This is a genomic window from Streptomyces varsoviensis (assembly GCF_000718635.1).
In the GTDB taxonomy this organism is placed as follows: Bacteria; Actinomycetota; Actinomycetes; order Streptomycetales; family Streptomycetaceae; genus Streptomyces; species Streptomyces varsoviensis.
Genome location: NZ_JOBF01000041.1, coordinates 1 through 14,482, shown reverse-complemented (window position 1 = coordinate 14,482; position 14,482 = coordinate 1). Strand labels below are relative to the sequence as shown.

Genomic DNA, 14,482 nt, shown 5'->3' with positions numbered 1-14,482 from the left:
GGGCCACCTTCCCTCTCGGAGGACTTAACTGCGGGCGCCCTCACCGGCCTCGCTGTCGGCGGCCGCCTGCGCGGACTGCTGCTTCGGAATCTCCACCGCCTCGGCAGCGGCGCTCTTGGCCCCGCACGGCTCCTCCGACCGCTCCGTACCGCTGTCCACGCTCGCCTCCGCGGCCTCGTCGGCTGCCGTGGCCGCGTCCGCGGCTTCGGCGGACCGCGCCGCCCCGGCCGGCTCCGCCGTCAGAGTGGCGGCGGCAGCCTCCTCGGTTGACGCCTCGGCCCGCTTCCGGCGAAACCTTGAAAACACGCCCATATCTGCTCCATTACCTTACTCGTGTGGGCGAAATCCCGCGTGGCCCTGAGCGTCCCCTTACGACGTCACTGGGGCACCGGCCCGTAAACCGGCTGTCGGAACCTCGCAACAGGCAACGAACCCGACAGCGCCGCGTCACGTAGCTCATTCGAGGAGCGCGCCCGAGGTTTGCGAGACTGACCCCTGTGAACAGCGCAGTCCCCGCACCGCGGGTCATCGCAGTCGTCGGCCCCACCGCGGCGGGCAAGTCCGACCTGGGCGTCGCCATCGCCCGCCGGCTGGGCGGCGAGGTCGTCAACGCCGACTCCATGCAGCTCTACAAGGGCATGGACATCGGCACGGCCAAGCTGACGGTCGCGGAGCGCGAGGGGGTGGTCCACCGGCTCCTCGACATCTGGGACGTGACGGAGACCGCCAGCGTCGCCGAGTACCAGCGGCTGGCCCGCGCCGAGATCGACCGGCTGCTCGCAGAGGGCCGCACCCCCGTCCTCGTCGGCGGCTCCGGGCTCTACATCAAGGGCGCGATCGACGCGATGGACTTCCCGGGCACCGACCCGGCGGTACGGGCCCGCCTGGAGGACGAGTTGGAGCGGGACGGCTCCGGGGCGCTGCACGCCCGGCTGGCTGCCGCCGACCCCGCGGCCGCCCGCGCGATCCTGCCCGGCAACGGGCGGCGCATCGTGCGCGCCCTGGAGGTCATCGAGCTGACCGGCCGCCCCTTCACCGCGAACCTGCCCGGCCACGAGGGCGTGTACGACACCCTCCAGATCGGCGTCGACGTGGAGCGGCCCGAGCTGGACGAGCGGATCGCGCTGCGCGTGGACCGCATGTGGGAGGCCGGGCTCGTGGACGAGGTGCGGGGACTGGAGCGCGCCGGGCTGCGCGAGGGCCGCACCGCCTCCCGCGCCCTCGGCTACCAGCAGGTGCTCGCGCACCTCGCGGGGGAGGCCACGGAGGAGGCGGCGCGCGCCGAGACCGTACGGGCCACCAAGCGCTTCGCGCGCCGCCAGGACTCGTGGTTCCGGCGCGACCCCAGGGTCCACTGGCTGAGCGGCGCGGCCGGCCGCCGGGCGGAACTGGAAGCGCACGCGTTGGCGTTGGTCGAACGGACGGTCACAGCCTGATCACGTGATGGCATCGGGACGCTCCGGGCGGCCTTGCGGCCTCCGCGAGCGTGCCATCATCGAGCTCCGATCGAGCTGTAACGAGCCGTGAAATCCGAGTTGGGAGGGCGCGTGGCGATGGAGGCCGGCCCTCGCGACAGACCGCAGCCGCAGCAGGGAAACGAGCCGGAACCACTGGCTCCGGACGGCCCCGGCGGCATCGGCGGCGACGGCCGCCCCGGCGGCGTCGACGACGTGCCCGGAACCATCCGTGGCGACGCGTCCGGAACCATCGCCGGCGACGGGCCCGCGGCCGTGGCCGACGACGGCCCGGAGGAGGGCGCGGGCTCCGCCCCGGAGTCCTTCCGCGATCTGCGCCCCCAGCGCCGGTTGCGGATCTGGCAGCTCGCGCCGATCGTCATGCTCGCCGCCCTCGGCTCGCTGATGTTCGCCTTCCCGCTCGCCTTCGAGTTCGGCGACGGCGGCCGGGTGGTCGCCATGCTCGGGCTGCTCATCAGTTGCTGCGCGGCCGGCTGGGGCGTGATGGCGGCCCGCCGCGTCGGATACACCTGGCCCGGCCTGCCGCCCCGCGGCTCCGGGCGGCGGCCCGACTGGCGGTACGTGGCGCTGTACACGGCCGTCGCCGTGGCCCTGGTCGCGCTGGCCGTCTGGCGCGTCTCCCGGCTGCGATAAAGGCCCGCGGAGCCCGTACCATCGACGTGTGAGCACCACAGGTATCGCCTTCCTCAAGGGACACGGAACCGAGAACGACTTCGTGATCCTCCCCGACCCCGACGGACGGCTGGAGCTGTCCCCGGCGGCCGTCGCGCGCCTGTGCGACCGGCGGGCCGGCATCGGCGGGGACGGCGTGCTGCGGGTCGTACGGTCCGTGGCGCACCCCGAGGCGCGGCCGATGGCGGACGACGCCGAGTGGTTCATGGACTACCGCAACAGCGACGGCTCCGTCGCCGAGATGTGCGGCAACGGCGTGCGCGTCTTCGCGCGCTACCTCCAGCGCGCCGGTCTCGTCGGGGAAGGCGACCTCGCCGTCGCCACGCGCGCCGGCGTGCGCCGGGTGCACATCGCCAAGTCCGACGCCGAGGGCGAATTCGGCGATGTCACCGTCGGGATGGGGGCCGCGCGGCTCCCCGCCGGCGAGGTCACCGTGGCGGTCGGGGACCTGCGCTGGCCCGCCCGCAACGTGAACATGGGCAACCCGCACGCCATCTCCTTCGTCGGCGATCTCGCCGAGGCGGGCGACCTGCTCACCGCCCCCGCCGTCAGTCCGGCCGCCGCCTACCCCGACGGCGCCAACGTCGAGTTCGTCGTCGACCGCGGCCCGCGCCACGTCGCGATGCGCGTGCACGAGCGCGGCTCCGGCGAGACCCGCTCCTGCGGTACGGGCGCGTGCGCCGTCATGGTCGCCGCCGCCCGCCGCGACGGCGCCGACCCGGCCGTCACGGGGCTGGCCGTCACGTACACCGTGGACCTGCCGGGCGGCCGACTGCTGATCACCGAGAACCCGGATGGGACCGTCGACATGACCGGCCCCGCCGTGATCGTCGCGGAAGGGACCCTCGACCCGGCCTGGCTGGACTCGGCGCTCTCCGCCTGACGGCTTTCCCGCTGTCCCCGGTTCGGGACAGCGGCGCGCATCCAGTAGGGCGAAATGCTCAGGCACGCGCGCGCGGGACGGCGGTCTTTTACGGGCGAACATCGCCGAGCGCTCCACTTGTTCGCTCGAATGGGTGATCCGTTTCACTCTGGGCGAGAGGCGGTGAGCGCTGCGTGATGGGGTCGGTAGCATCAATCACCGGCCCGGAGGCGCCAGCCGACCGCCGGTCGACGCTGCCGGAGGTGCGCATGGGCGCAGAGGCCACGAACCACGCCGCTCTCGGCCGCAGGCGCGGCCGCCCCCGCATCGATCTGAGGCGGCTCGGGCGCGCGGCGCTCAGCGGCCCCGGATCGCGCGACGGGCTGCCGGACGCCATCGACCACGTGGCGAAGGTGCACCGCGGCCACCACCCCGGCGCCGACCTCGACGTGCTGCGCCAGGCGTACGTACTCGCCGAGTCCTCGCACCGCGGCCAGACGCGCAAAAGCGGCGAGCCCTACATCACGCACCCGCTCGCCGTCACCCTCATTCTCGCCGAACTCGGCGCGGAGACCACCACGTTGACGGCCTCCCTGCTGCACGACACGGTCGAGGACACCGAGGTGACGCTCGATCAGGTCCGGGAGCAGTTCGGCGAGGAGGTGCGCTATCTGGTCGACGGGGTCACGAAGCTGGAGAAGGTCGACTACGGGGCGGCGGCCGAACCGGAGACGTTCCGCAAGATGCTCGTCGCCACGGGCAACGACGTCCGTGTGATGTCCATCAAGCTCGCCGACCGGCTGCACAACATGCGCACCCTCGGCGTGATGCGCCCCGAGAAACAGGCCCGCATCGCCAGGGTCACCCGCGACGTCCTCATCCCGCTCGCCGAACGGCTCGGAGTGCAGGCGCTGAAAAGCGAGTTGGAGGACCTGGTCTTCGCGATCCTGCACCCCGAGGAGTACGCCCGCACCCGCGACCTGGTCGCCGCCCGCGCGGGCCGCACCGACCCCCTGGAGGCCACCGCGAGCGGCCTGCGGGCCGTGCTGCGCGAGGCGGGCGTCGCGGCGGAAGTCCACGTCCGGCCGCGGCACTTGGTCTCCGTGCACCGGGTGCTGCTCCGCCGCGGCCAGCTCACCGGCGCCGACTTCGGGCGGGTGCTGGCCCTCGTGGAGGAGGACGCCGACTGCTACGCCGTCCTCGGCGAACTGCACACCTGCTTCACGCCCGTCGTCTCGGAGTTCAAGGACTTCATCGCCGTACCGAAGTTCAACCTCTACCAGTCCCTGCACACCGCGGTCGCCGGGCCCGGCGGCGAGATCGCCGAAGTCCTCATCCGCACCCACCAGATGCACCGGGTCGCCGAGGCCGGAGTGATCGCCCTGGGCAACCCGTACGCCGCCGAGGGGCCCGCCCGGCCGGCGCCGGCCGGGGAGCGCGAGGACCCCACCCGCCCCGGCTGGCTCTCCCGCCTCCTCGACTGGCAGCGCGCCACCCCCGACCCCGACACCTTCTGGACCTCGCTCCGCGCCGACCTCGCCGAGGACCGCGAGGTCACCGTCTTCCGCGCGGACGGCGGCACGCTCGGCCTGCCCGCCGGCGCGAGCTGCGTCGACGCCGCGTACGCGCAGCACGGCGAGGCCGCACACGCCTGCATCGGCGCCCGCGTCAACGGCCGCCTGGCGACGCTCAGTACGGTCCTGCGCGACGGCGACACCCTGCACCTGCTGATGTCACGGGACGCCGCCTCCGGGCCCGCGCCGGACTGGCTGGAGCACGCCCGTACGCCCGCCGCGCGGATCGCCATCGGCCGCTGGCTGGCCGCCCACCCGGCACCGGACCCCATCGCGCCCCGCGTCCCGCCCGTACGGTCCGGAGACCGGCCATCGGGGCCGGGACCGGGCGCCGGGAGTGGCGGGCCCGCCGGGGGCTGCGGGCGGCCTGCGGAGGGGGAGCGATCAGGTGCCGAGGGCCGGGCCGTGCCCGGGGAGCGGCCTGCCGAGGGGGCGCGGCCGGTCGCCGAGGCCCGGACCGTAGCGGGGCAGCGGCCTGCCGGCGGGGGCGGCCGGTTCGCCGACCAGGACCAGCCCGGAGCGGCGGAGCGGCGGTCGACGGGCCACCCCGCGGCCGTCGCCGCCGGCCGGGACGCCGCCGTGCGCCTCGCGGGGTGCTGCACGCCCGTACCGCCGGACGAGATCACCGGCTTCGCCGTCCGCGGCGGCGTCGTCACCGCGCACCGCGCGCACTGCCCGGCCGTCGGCCGCATGGCCGCCACCGGGCGCGCTCCCGTGGCCGTGCGCTGGGCCGGAGCGCGGGACGAGGAGGCCCACGGCTACCGCGTCACCCTCCTCGCCGAGTCCTTCAGCCGCCCGCATCTGCTCGCCGACCTCACGGAGGCCATCGCGGCGACGGGCGCGGCGGTCGTCTCGGCGGCCGTCGAGGCCCCCCGCGAACAGCGGGTGCGCCATACGTACACGCTCCAACTGCCCGCCGCCGCGCGGCTCCCGGAGCTGATGCGGGCCATGCGCCGGGTGGCCGGGGTCTACGACGTGACGCGCGCGGTACGGCAGGTGGCGACGGCGGGTTCGTAGGCGGGGATGGCCGGTCCGTAGGGGTGGCGAGTGTGGGCCCGTAGGCGGCTACAGGGGGCCCCAGGGGCAATGGGGGCCGCCCAGGACACGCTCGTACGGGTGGGATCCTGCCGCGCCGCCCACGAGCGCGGCCCGCGCGCTGATACCGGTTGATCATGCCGCACACAGCCGGGGGACACGCCCCGAAACCGCGGGGGGCGCGCGCTCCGGCGCGCCGCACCGCCCGTACGCTCCTGGCCGCAGCCGTCATGGCCGCCCTCGTCGCGGCCGCGACACCGCCGGCCGGGGGACAGCGGGACATCGGCGACCCGCTCTTCCCCGGACTCGGCAACCCCGGCTACGACGTCGCCGCCTACGACATCGCCTTCGACTACCACGGCAACGACCGCCCGCTGGACGCCGTCACCACCATCGACGCCCGCGCCACCGAGCGGCTGGCCACCCTCAACCTGGACTTCTCGCACGGCACCGTGCGCTCCGTCGACGTCGGCGGCAGCCCCGCCCGCTTCGCCTCCGCCGGCGAGGACCTCGTCGTGACCCCCGCCCGCCCGGTGGAGCGGGGCGAGCACCTGCGCGTCACCGTCCGGCACACCAGCGATCCGCGCGGCGGCGCGGGCGGCGGCTGGGTCCGCACCCGCGACGGGCTGGCCATGGCCAACCAGGCCGACGTCGCCCACCACGTCTTCCCCTGCAACGACCACCCCTCTGACAAGGCATTCTTCACCTTCCACATCACCGCGCCCAAGGCCCTCACCGCCGTCGCGAACGGGCTCCCGGCCGGCCGTACCAGCCGGGGCGCCGACACCACCTGGACGTACGTTTCGGCGCACCCCATCGCCACCGAGCTGACCCAGGTCTCCATCGGCCGCTCGGCCGTCCTGCACCGCACCGGGACGCACGGACTGCCCGTACGGGACGTGGTGCCCGCCGCCGACCGGGACCGGTTCGGGAAGCGGCTGGCGCGGACGGTGAAGCAGCTCGCGTGGCTGGAGGGGAAAGTGGGGCGGTACCCCTTCGAGACGTACGGGCTGCTGATCGCCGACGCGTCCACCGGCTTCGAGCTGGAGACCCAGACCCTGTCCCTCTTCGAACGGCGGCTGTTCACCGAGACCGCCGCCTACCCCGTCTGGTACGTCGACTCGCTCATGGTCCACGAGCTGGCGCACCAGTGGTTCGGCGACAGCGTCAGCCCGCGCCGCTGGTCCGACGTCTGGCTCAACGAATCCCACGCCACCTGGTACGAGGCGCTGTACGCCCAGGAGACGGCCAAGAAGCCGCTGACCGAGCGGATGCGCGCCGCGTACGCCCGGTCGGACGCCTGGCGCGCCGCCGGCGGCCCGCCCGCCGCGCCCAAGGCCTCCGCCCCCGGCAAGAAGATCAGCATCTTCCGCCCGGTCGTCTACGACGGCAGCGCACTCGTCCTCTACGCCCTGCGCCAGGAGATCGGCGCGCCCGCCTTCGCCCGCCTGGAACGCGCCTGGGTCGCCCTCCACCGCGACTCCACCGCCTCCACCGCCGACTTCACCGCCCTCGCCTCCCAGGTCGCGGGGCGCGATCTCGGCGGGTTCCTGCACCCCTGGCTGTACGGCCAGAAGACCCCTCCCATGCCCGGCCACCCGGACTGGAAGGCCGCCCGTAAACCCGCGTGACGCTCCCCGCCCGGCATGGGACGATCGATATCGTCGGCGAGGCGGCCGTTCCCGGGAATCCTCCGGGCCTCCCGCGCGTTGCCACAGATGAGATTTCCCTACACGTAAAGGATCAAATGACCTCCTCTTCTTCCCTTCCGCAGGACCGGCAGGACCGGCCGGACGCGCACGAGAGCACGGACGCGCGGAGTCGGCAGAGCCTCCCGGAGAGCCTTCGGGCCGACGCCCTGATGGAAGAGGACGTCGCCTGGAGCCACGAGATCGACGGGGAGCGCGACGGCGATCAGTACGACCGCTCCGAGCGCGCGGCGCTGCGCCGCGTCGCGGGCCTCTCCACCGAGCTGGAGGACGTCACCGAGGTCGAGTACCGGCAGCTCCGCCTGGAGCGCGTGGTGCTCGTCGGTGTCTGGACGACGGGCACGGCCGAAGAGGCCGACAACTCCCTCGCGGAGCTGGCGGCCCTCGCCGAGACGGCCGGCGCGCTCGTCCTCGACGGCGTCGTACAGCGCCGCGACAAGCCGGACCCGGCGACGTACATCGGCTCGGGCAAGGCCCAGGAACTGCGGGACATCGTGCTCGAAAGCGGGGCCGACACCGTCGTCTGCGACGGTGAGCTGAGCCCCGGCCAGCTCATCCACCTCGAAGACGTCGTCAAGGTCAAGGTGGTCGACCGCACCGCCCTGATCCTCGACATCTTCGCCCAGCACGCCAAGTCCCGAGAGGGCAAGGCGCAGGTCTCGCTCGCCCAGATGCAGTACATGCTGCCCAGGCTGCGCGGCTGGGGCCAGTCGCTGTCCCGGCAGATGGGCGGCGGCGGCTCGGCCGGCTCCGGCGGCGGCATGGCCACCCGCGGCCCCGGTGAGACCAAGATCGAGACCGACCGGCGCCGCATCCGCGAGAAGATGGCGAAGATGCGCCGGGAGATCGCGGAGATGAAGACCGGCCGCGACATCAAGCGGCAGGAGCGGCGGCGCCACAAGGTGCCGTCCGTCGCCATCGCCGGTTACACCAACGCGGGCAAGTCCTCGCTGCTCAACCGGCTGACGGGCGCGGGCGTCCTGGTGGAGAACGCGCTGTTCGCCACGTTGGACCCGACCGTGCGCCGGGCCGAGACGCCCAGCGGGCGGCTCTACACGCTGGCCGACACCGTCGGCTTCGTCCGGCATCTGCCGCACCACCTCGTCGAGGCGTTCCGTTCCACCATGGAGGAGGTCGGCGACTCCGATCTCATCCTGCACGTGGTGGACGGCTCGCACCCCGCGCCGGAGGAGCAGTTGGCCGCCGTGCGCGAGGTGATCCGCGACGTCGGCGCGGTGAACGTGCCCGAGATCGTGGTGGTCAACAAGGCGGACGCGGCCGACCCGGTCGCCCTCCAGCGGCTGCTGCGCATCGAGAAGCACGCCATCGCGGTGTCGGCGCGCACGGGCGAGGGCATGGGTCTGCTGCTCGCCCTCATCGACGAGCGGTTGCCCAGGCCCGAGGTCGAGATCGAGGCGCTCGTGCCGTACACCCACGGAGCCCTGATCGCGCGGGCGCACGCCGACGGCGAGGTCATCTCCGAGGAGCACACGGAGACGGGCACGCTGCTCAAGGCGCGGGTCCATGAGGAGCTGGCCGCCGCGCTCCAGCCGTACGTGCCCGCGTCCGCGTAGGCGCGCGCACGGGTCGTATCGGAGAGCACCGGAAAGCGCGCACGGCTCGTAGCGGAGAAGGAGCCCGGTCCCGAGGTTGTCGGGGCCGGGCTCCTTCGTCATTCCATGGGCTCGCTGAACGGTCAGCAGAGCGGTCGGGTGAGACCGGGTTCGGCTGAACTATCACCGGAACGGTCAGCGGTTCGCGAACTTTCTGCTGATCGCGTCGTAGACGCCCTTCGCCTCGGGCCCGAGGCGCGGGCCCGCCAGCCAGGTGCTGGTGGCCGGGCCGATCGAGGTGTTGGAGACGAGCGCCAGCTCGCCGTCCGCGCCCTTCGCGAACCAGCCGCCGCCGGACGAGCCGCCCGTCATCGTGCAGCCGATGCGGTACATCGTCGGCTGCTGGGCCCGCAGGGTGAGCCGGCCCGGCTTGTCGAGGCAGTCGTACATCTTCTGGCCGTCGAACGGCGGCGCCGCCGGGTAGCCCCACGCGCCCATGCTGGAGATCTCCGGCACCTTCGGGGCGTCGAAGTCCACCGGGAGCGCCGCGCCGACCGTCTCCTCCAGCGACTTGCCGGTGCCGTTCTCCTGCCTCACGTGCAGCACCGAGAAGTCGTACGGCGCGCCCGCGCCGCCGGTCTCCGCGCCCTGCGAGATCCACTGCGAGGAGGTCTGCGCCCAGTCGGCCCACCACATGCCGTACGGCGCGACGTCCTGGACCGGCGCGCTGTTGAGCCGCGAGGCGGGCAGCCCCTTGTTGTTGTACGCGGGGACGAAGGCGATGTTGCGGTACCAGCCGCCCTGCTTGCCCGAGTGCACGCAGTGGCCCGCCGTCCACACCAGGTTCGACTTGCCGGGGTGCGCCGGGTCCTTCACGACGGTGGCCGAGCAGACCATGTGGCCCTGGGGACTGTCGAAGAAGACCTTGCCGACCGGGGCCGCGTTACGGGTGTACGGCAGCGCGACGGGCTTCGCCTGGACCGGCCGCGGCTCGGCGTCCGTCACGCCCTGGTCGCCCGAGAAGTCCTTCGTACCGAGCGTCTTGTCGCTCGTGTGCGCGTCCTTCATCGTCTCGGGCTTCCAGTGGCCCTTGATGATCGGGTTGACGAAGTCGCGCGCCTCCCGCAGCCAGTCGTCCTTGCTCCAGTTCTTCCAGGCGCCGTTCTTCCACTTGTCCAGGTCCTGGAGGGACGTCGGCAGGTCCTTCGGCAGCTTGAACCCGAAGTCGCCGGAGTCGCCGGACTTGGCGCCCCGGTCTCCCTGGCCGGCCGAGGCCGAGGCGGTGCCGCTGCCGGCCGCGTTGTCGTCGGACGGGCCGCAGGCGGTGGCGGTCAGCGCGAGTACGGCGGCCAGCGCGGCCGAGGCCAGCACTGGGCGGCGGCGGATGGATGGCATGGAGTGGGCTCCCCGTGTCGATCTGTTGTGCCTGGTGTCGGGACAGAGGGCCCCAACTATGCCGGTGCGGTGGGAGACGGCCGTGAGCGGGTCCGCGGTTCCGCCGCGCCAAGGATCTTGCTCCGGGCCGTGATCCGTGGCCCGCCGCGTCGTTGGTACATACGGGGGACAGCCGACCGGCGTTCAACAGCAGGTCCAGCAGCAGGAGGACACAGAGTCGTGGCCTTGACCCAGCTCCCGGTGACGCAACCGTCCGCGGCTGACGCGTCGTCGGTGCCCGAGGACGCGGGGCGGGACTCCGCGATTCAAGAAGACGCCGTTCGAGAAGACGCCGTTCGAGAAGACGCCGTTCGAGAAGATCCGGCTCAAGAAGGCGGGCACGAGGCGATCCTGCGGCGCCAGTCGGCGCGGGAGTCCGCGGCGCGTACGTACGCCCGCTCACTGCCCATCGTGCCGGTTCGCGCACGGGGTCTGACGATCGAGGGCGCGGACGGCCGCCGGTATCTGGACTGCCTCTCCGGCGCGGGCTCGCTGGCGCTCGGCCACAACCACCCCGTCGTCCTGGAAGCCATCCGCGGCGTGCTCGACTCGGGTGCGCCCCTGCACGTACTGGACCTGGCCACCCCGGTGAAGGACGCCTTCACCAGCGAACTGTTCGCCACCCTGCCGCGCGGGCTGGCCGATTCCGCGCGTATCCAGTTCTGCGGACCAGCCGGTACGGACGCGGTCGAGGCCGCTCTCAAGCTCGTACGGACCGCCACCGGCCGCGAGGGGCTGCTCGCCTTCTCCGGCGCGTACCACGGCATGACGGCCGGCGCGCTGGCCGTCTCCGGGGGAGCGCACAGCGCCCGGGTGACCCGGCTGCCCTACCCGCAGGACTACCGCTGTCCGTTCGGTACTGGCGGCGAGCAGGGCGCGCGGCTGGCGGCGCGCTGGACCGAAACCCTGCTGGACGACCCCAAGAGCGGGGTGCGCACGCCCGCCGGGATGATCGTCGAGCCCGTACAGGGGGAGGGCGGCGTGATCCCGGCCCCTGATGGCTGGCTGCGCCGGATGCGGGAGATCACCGCGGACCGGGACATTCCGTTCATCGCCGACGAGATCCAGACGGGGGTCGGGCGCACGGGCGCCTTCTGGGCGGTCGAACACAGCGGCGTCGTACCCGATGTGATGGTCCTGTCCAAGGCCATCGGCGGCAGCCTGCCGCTCGCGGTCATCGTCTACCGCGAGGAACTGGACGCCTGGCCGCCCGGCGCCCACGCCGGAACCTTCCGCGGCAACCAACTCGCCATGGCGGCCGGCGCGGCGACCCTGAAGTACGTGCGCGAGAACGGACTCGCCGAGCGCGCCGCCCTGCTCGGCGAGCGGATGACGGCCCGGCTGCGGCGGCTGGGCGAGGAGTACGAGCGGATCGGCGACGTACGAGGCAGAGGGCTCATGATCGGCGTCGAACTCGTCGACCCGGGCGGGGACGCGGGCGGGAGCGCGGGGGGCCTTGCCGTGGAGGGACCGCGGCCCCACCCCGCGGACCCGGTGCTCGCCGCGGCGGTACAGCGGGAGTGCCTGCGCCGCGGGCTCATCGTCGAACTCGGCGGCCGCCACTCCAGCGTCGTCCGCCTGCTGCCGCCCCTCACCATCAGCGACGAACAGGCGGAAGCGGTCCTCGACCGGCTCGCCGACGCCATCGCCGACGCCCAGCGCGGGGGGCGCGACGGCCGTGGCGGCCGCGGCGTCCCGACGCCGACGGGCGCGCCGGACAGCGACGACGGTCCGTTCCCCGAATGACCACCTTCCGGTACGTACCACCCCTGGTACCTGTCTCCGCCGACTCAGCCCTACCGGGTTGGTCCTACTGGGGCAGCCGATTCCGTCCGGGCCGGTGCGGCACCGCGGGTTTACGGAGCAGTGGCAGACGGCGGCGCCACGAAGAGGCTTTACGGAGCGGCCCCCGCCCAGCGGCCTTACGGAGCAGCCCCCACGCAGCGGCTTCACGACAGAACAGCAAGTCGCGGCGTACGGCGAGGCAGCAAGTCACAGCAGAGCAGCAAGACCTGACAGCACATCGTGACGATCAGATGTGACGACATGACGACATGACGACATCGCGAGGCAGAACTCAGTGAACGCATCTCCCGGAAACGGTGCGTCCGCCGCCGTGGCCCCGTCGGTACCGCGACAGGGCCGCCGCTCCGATGCGGCGGCCCCCGAGCGCCGCCACCCCGCATCGGCCGATCCGCTCGAACACCCCGACCCGTACGCCGCCGCGGACGCCGCCGCCGTCGAGAACCTCCTGCGCTGCTGGGTACGCGAGACCGGCACCGCGCGCCCGGACCGCGACACCCTGGACCTGCCGCTCACCGCGAGCGGCACCGTACTGCACGTACCCGTGCGGTACTGGTCCGCCACCGGCTGGCACCGCTTCGGCCCGTCCGTGCTCAAGGACAGCCCGGCCGGGGCGCCCGCCGTCGACGCCGTCACCGTGGCCGCGCTGCTCGGCCGCGAGGCCGCGCACCGCGCCGCGCTGGAAGGCCACGCCCCCGCCACCGAGGGCGCCGAACTCGTCGGACGCGTCGCCGACTCCACCCGCCGCACCGCGGAATTCATCATGGAGCGGCGCACCGCCCCCGCCGACGCCACGACGGGCGACCTCTTCCTCACCGCCGAGCAGTCTCTCCTCCTCGGCCACCCCCTCCACCCCACCCCCAAAAGCCGCGAGGGCCTTTCCGACACCGAGGCCCGCCTCTACTCACCCGAACTGCGCGGCTCCTTCCCCCTGCACTGGCTCGCCGTCCACCGGTCCGTCCTCGCCGCCGACTCCGCCTGGACCGAGCGCGGCCGGCCCGTCACGGCTCCTCGCCTCACCGCCCGACTGGCCGGCCCCGGGCTCGAACTGCCGGTGGAGAGCGCCGCCCTGCCGCTCCACCCCTGGCAGGCCCGCGAGGTCCGCAACCGCCCCGCCGTCGCCGCGCTCTTCGACGCGGGACTGCTGCACGACCTCGGCCCGCACGGCGAACCCTGGCACCCCACCTCCTCCGTACGCACCGTGCACCGGCCCGGCGCCCCCGCGATGCTGAAGCTCTCGCTCGGGCTGCGCATCACCAACTCCCGCCGCGAGAACCTCCGCAAGGAACTGCGCCGCGGCGTCGAGGTCCACCGGCTGCTCCGCAGCGGCGTCGCCGTGCGCTGGCGGGCGGCCTGCGCCGCCGGGCCCGGCTTCGACATCGTCCGCGACCCCGCCTGGCTCGCGGTGGACTCGCCCGACGGCGAGCCGCTGCCCGGTCTCGACGCCGTCATCCGGCACAACCCCTTCGGCCCCGGCGACGACGCCGTGTGCGTGGCCGGGCTCGCCTCGCCCCGGCCCTGGCCCGGCCTGCCGGACCCCTCCGCCATGCGCTCCCGGCTCGCCTTCACCGTCGCCCGGCTCGTCGCGCGTACGGGCAGGCCGACGGGCGCCGTCGCCGCCGAGTGGTTCCTGCGGTACCTGGAGACGGTCGTACGGCCCGTGCTCTGGCTCGACGGCGAGGCCGGGGTCGCCCTGGAGGCGCACCAGCAGAACACCCTCGTGCTCCTCGACCGCGACGGGTGGCCGGTCGGCGGCCGCTACCGCGACAACCAGGGCTACTACTTCCGCGAGTCCCGCCGGGCGGAGCTGGAGCGCAGGCTGCCCGGCATCGGCGGGCTGAGCGACACCTTCGTGGCCGACGACGTCGCCGACGAACGCTTCGCCTACTACCTGGGCATCAACAACGTCCTCGGCCTGATCGGCGCCTTCGGCGCACAGCGCCTCGCCGACGAGCACGTGCTGCTGGCCGGCTTCCGCCGCTTCCTGCGCGACGCGGCCACCGGCCCCGCCGCCACCCGCTCCCCGCTGCCGGCCCTGCTCCTGGAGACCGCCGGCCTGCGCTGCAAGGCCAACCTGCTGACCCGGCTACGCGGGCTCGACGAGCTGGTGGGCCCGGTCGACACCCAGTCCGTCTACGTCACCATCGCCAACCCCCTTGTCACAACCGCCCCTCCAGCCGCGCCGGCTCCACCGGCCGAACGCCGCACCTCCGCAGGCGCACCCCTCGCGCCCCCTTCGCCCTCTGCCCCCTCCGCCCCCGCTGCCCCGACTGGCGCTTCCACCGCCCCTTCCCTCGCGCGCGACGCGACCGCCTCACCCGTCGCGCCTGCCCCGCCCCTCGCGCCCGCCCCACCTGCCTCATCC

Annotated in this window: 9 protein-coding genes and 1 pseudogene; 8 read left to right on the top strand and 2 right to left on the bottom strand. The window is 73.7% G+C overall.

Annotated elements, in window-relative coordinates; translation table 11 throughout:
• Positions 1 to 24: 24 nt before the first annotated feature.
• Entirely contained in the window at positions 25 to 312 is a 288-nt protein-coding gene (locus tag IF55_RS34500) for a hypothetical protein (protein ID WP_030892207.1), read from the bottom strand.
• 185 nt (positions 313 to 497) lie between these two features.
• On the opposite strand from IF55_RS34500, the gene miaA reads away from it, so the two are divergent.
• The 6 genes from miaA to hflX all read left to right on the top strand — a co-directional run bounded on the left by miaA (position 498) and on the right by hflX (position 8,901).
• Complete coding sequence (gene miaA / locus IF55_RS34495) at positions 498 to 1,436, top strand: tRNA (adenosine(37)-N6)-dimethylallyltransferase MiaA (RefSeq protein WP_030892205.1); 939 nt, start codon at positions 498 to 500, stop codon at positions 1,434 to 1,436.
• A 117-nt stretch (positions 1,437 to 1,553) separates the two neighbouring features.
• Complete coding sequence (locus IF55_RS34490) at positions 1,554 to 2,108, top strand: hypothetical protein (RefSeq protein ID WP_030892203.1); 555 nt, start codon at positions 1,554 to 1,556, stop codon at positions 2,106 to 2,108.
• A gap of 28 nt (positions 2,109 to 2,136) precedes the next feature.
• Positions 2,137 to 3,030: a diaminopimelate epimerase gene (dapF, locus tag IF55_RS34485; protein WP_030892200.1), complete on the top strand. Its 894-nt coding sequence runs from the start codon at positions 2,137 to 2,139 to the stop codon at positions 3,028 to 3,030.
• Positions 3,031 to 3,278: 248 nt separating this feature from the next.
• Positions 3,279 to 5,600 carry a RelA/SpoT family protein gene (locus tag IF55_RS34480; protein WP_030892196.1) on the top strand — a complete coding sequence of 774 codons (2,322 nt, stop codon included), beginning with the start codon at positions 3,279 to 3,281 and terminating at the stop codon, positions 5,598 to 5,600.
• Between the two features lie 155 nt (positions 5,601 to 5,755).
• The gene (locus IF55_RS34475) at positions 5,756 to 7,249 is read left to right on the top strand and encodes a M1 family metallopeptidase (RefSeq protein WP_030892193.1); all 1,494 of its coding nucleotides are present in this window, start codon (positions 5,756 to 5,758) and stop codon (positions 7,247 to 7,249) included.
• Between the two features lie 116 nt (positions 7,250 to 7,365).
• A complete protein-coding gene (gene hflX / locus IF55_RS34470; RefSeq protein ID WP_030892190.1) occupies positions 7,366 to 8,901 on the top strand; it encodes a GTPase HflX in 1,536 nt (511 codons plus the stop codon).
• Between the two features lie 174 nt (positions 8,902 to 9,075).
• Here hflX and IF55_RS34465 read toward each other — a convergent pair whose 3' ends face one another.
• Positions 9,076 to 10,275, bottom strand: a complete 1,200-nt coding sequence (locus IF55_RS34465) for a trypsin-like serine peptidase (RefSeq protein ID WP_030892187.1) — start codon at positions 10,273 to 10,275, stop codon at positions 9,076 to 9,078.
• Between the two features lie 387 nt (positions 10,276 to 10,662).
• Here IF55_RS34465 and IF55_RS34460 point away from each other — a divergent pair, with 387 nt between their 5' ends.
• On the top strand, positions 10,663 to 12,060 hold the full coding sequence (locus IF55_RS34460) for a diaminobutyrate--2-oxoglutarate transaminase family protein (protein ID WP_245661644.1): 1,398 nt from the start codon (positions 10,663 to 10,665) through the stop codon (positions 12,058 to 12,060).
• Positions 12,061 to 12,394: 334 nt separating this feature from the next.
• Positions 12,395 to 14,275, top strand: a pseudogene (locus IF55_RS34455) (IucA/IucC family protein); the annotation flags it as partial.
• Between the last annotated feature and the right edge of the window lie 207 nt (positions 14,276 to 14,482).

Bases quoted from the DNA above. Each gene is read 5' to 3' on its own strand.
- IF55_RS34500 (WP_030892207.1), bottom strand. From the start codon at position 312: ATGGGCGTGTTTTCAAGGTTTCGCCGGAAGCGGGCCGAGGCGTCAACC.
- IF55_RS34490 (WP_030892203.1), top strand. From the start codon at position 1,554: ATGGAGGCCGGCCCTCGCGACAGACCGCAGCCGCAGCAGGGAAACGAG.
- IF55_RS34480 (WP_030892196.1), top strand. From the start codon at position 3,279: ATGGGCGCAGAGGCCACGAACCACGCCGCTCTCGGCCGCAGGCGCGGC.
- IF55_RS34475 (WP_030892193.1), top strand. From the start codon at position 5,756: ATGCCGCACACAGCCGGGGGACACGCCCCGAAACCGCGGGGGGCGCGC.
- hflX (WP_030892190.1), top strand. From the start codon at position 7,366: ATGACCTCCTCTTCTTCCCTTCCGCAGGACCGGCAGGACCGGCCGGAC.
- IF55_RS34465 (WP_030892187.1), bottom strand. From the start codon at position 10,275: ATGCCATCCATCCGCCGCCGCCCAGTGCTGGCCTCGGCCGCGCTGGCC.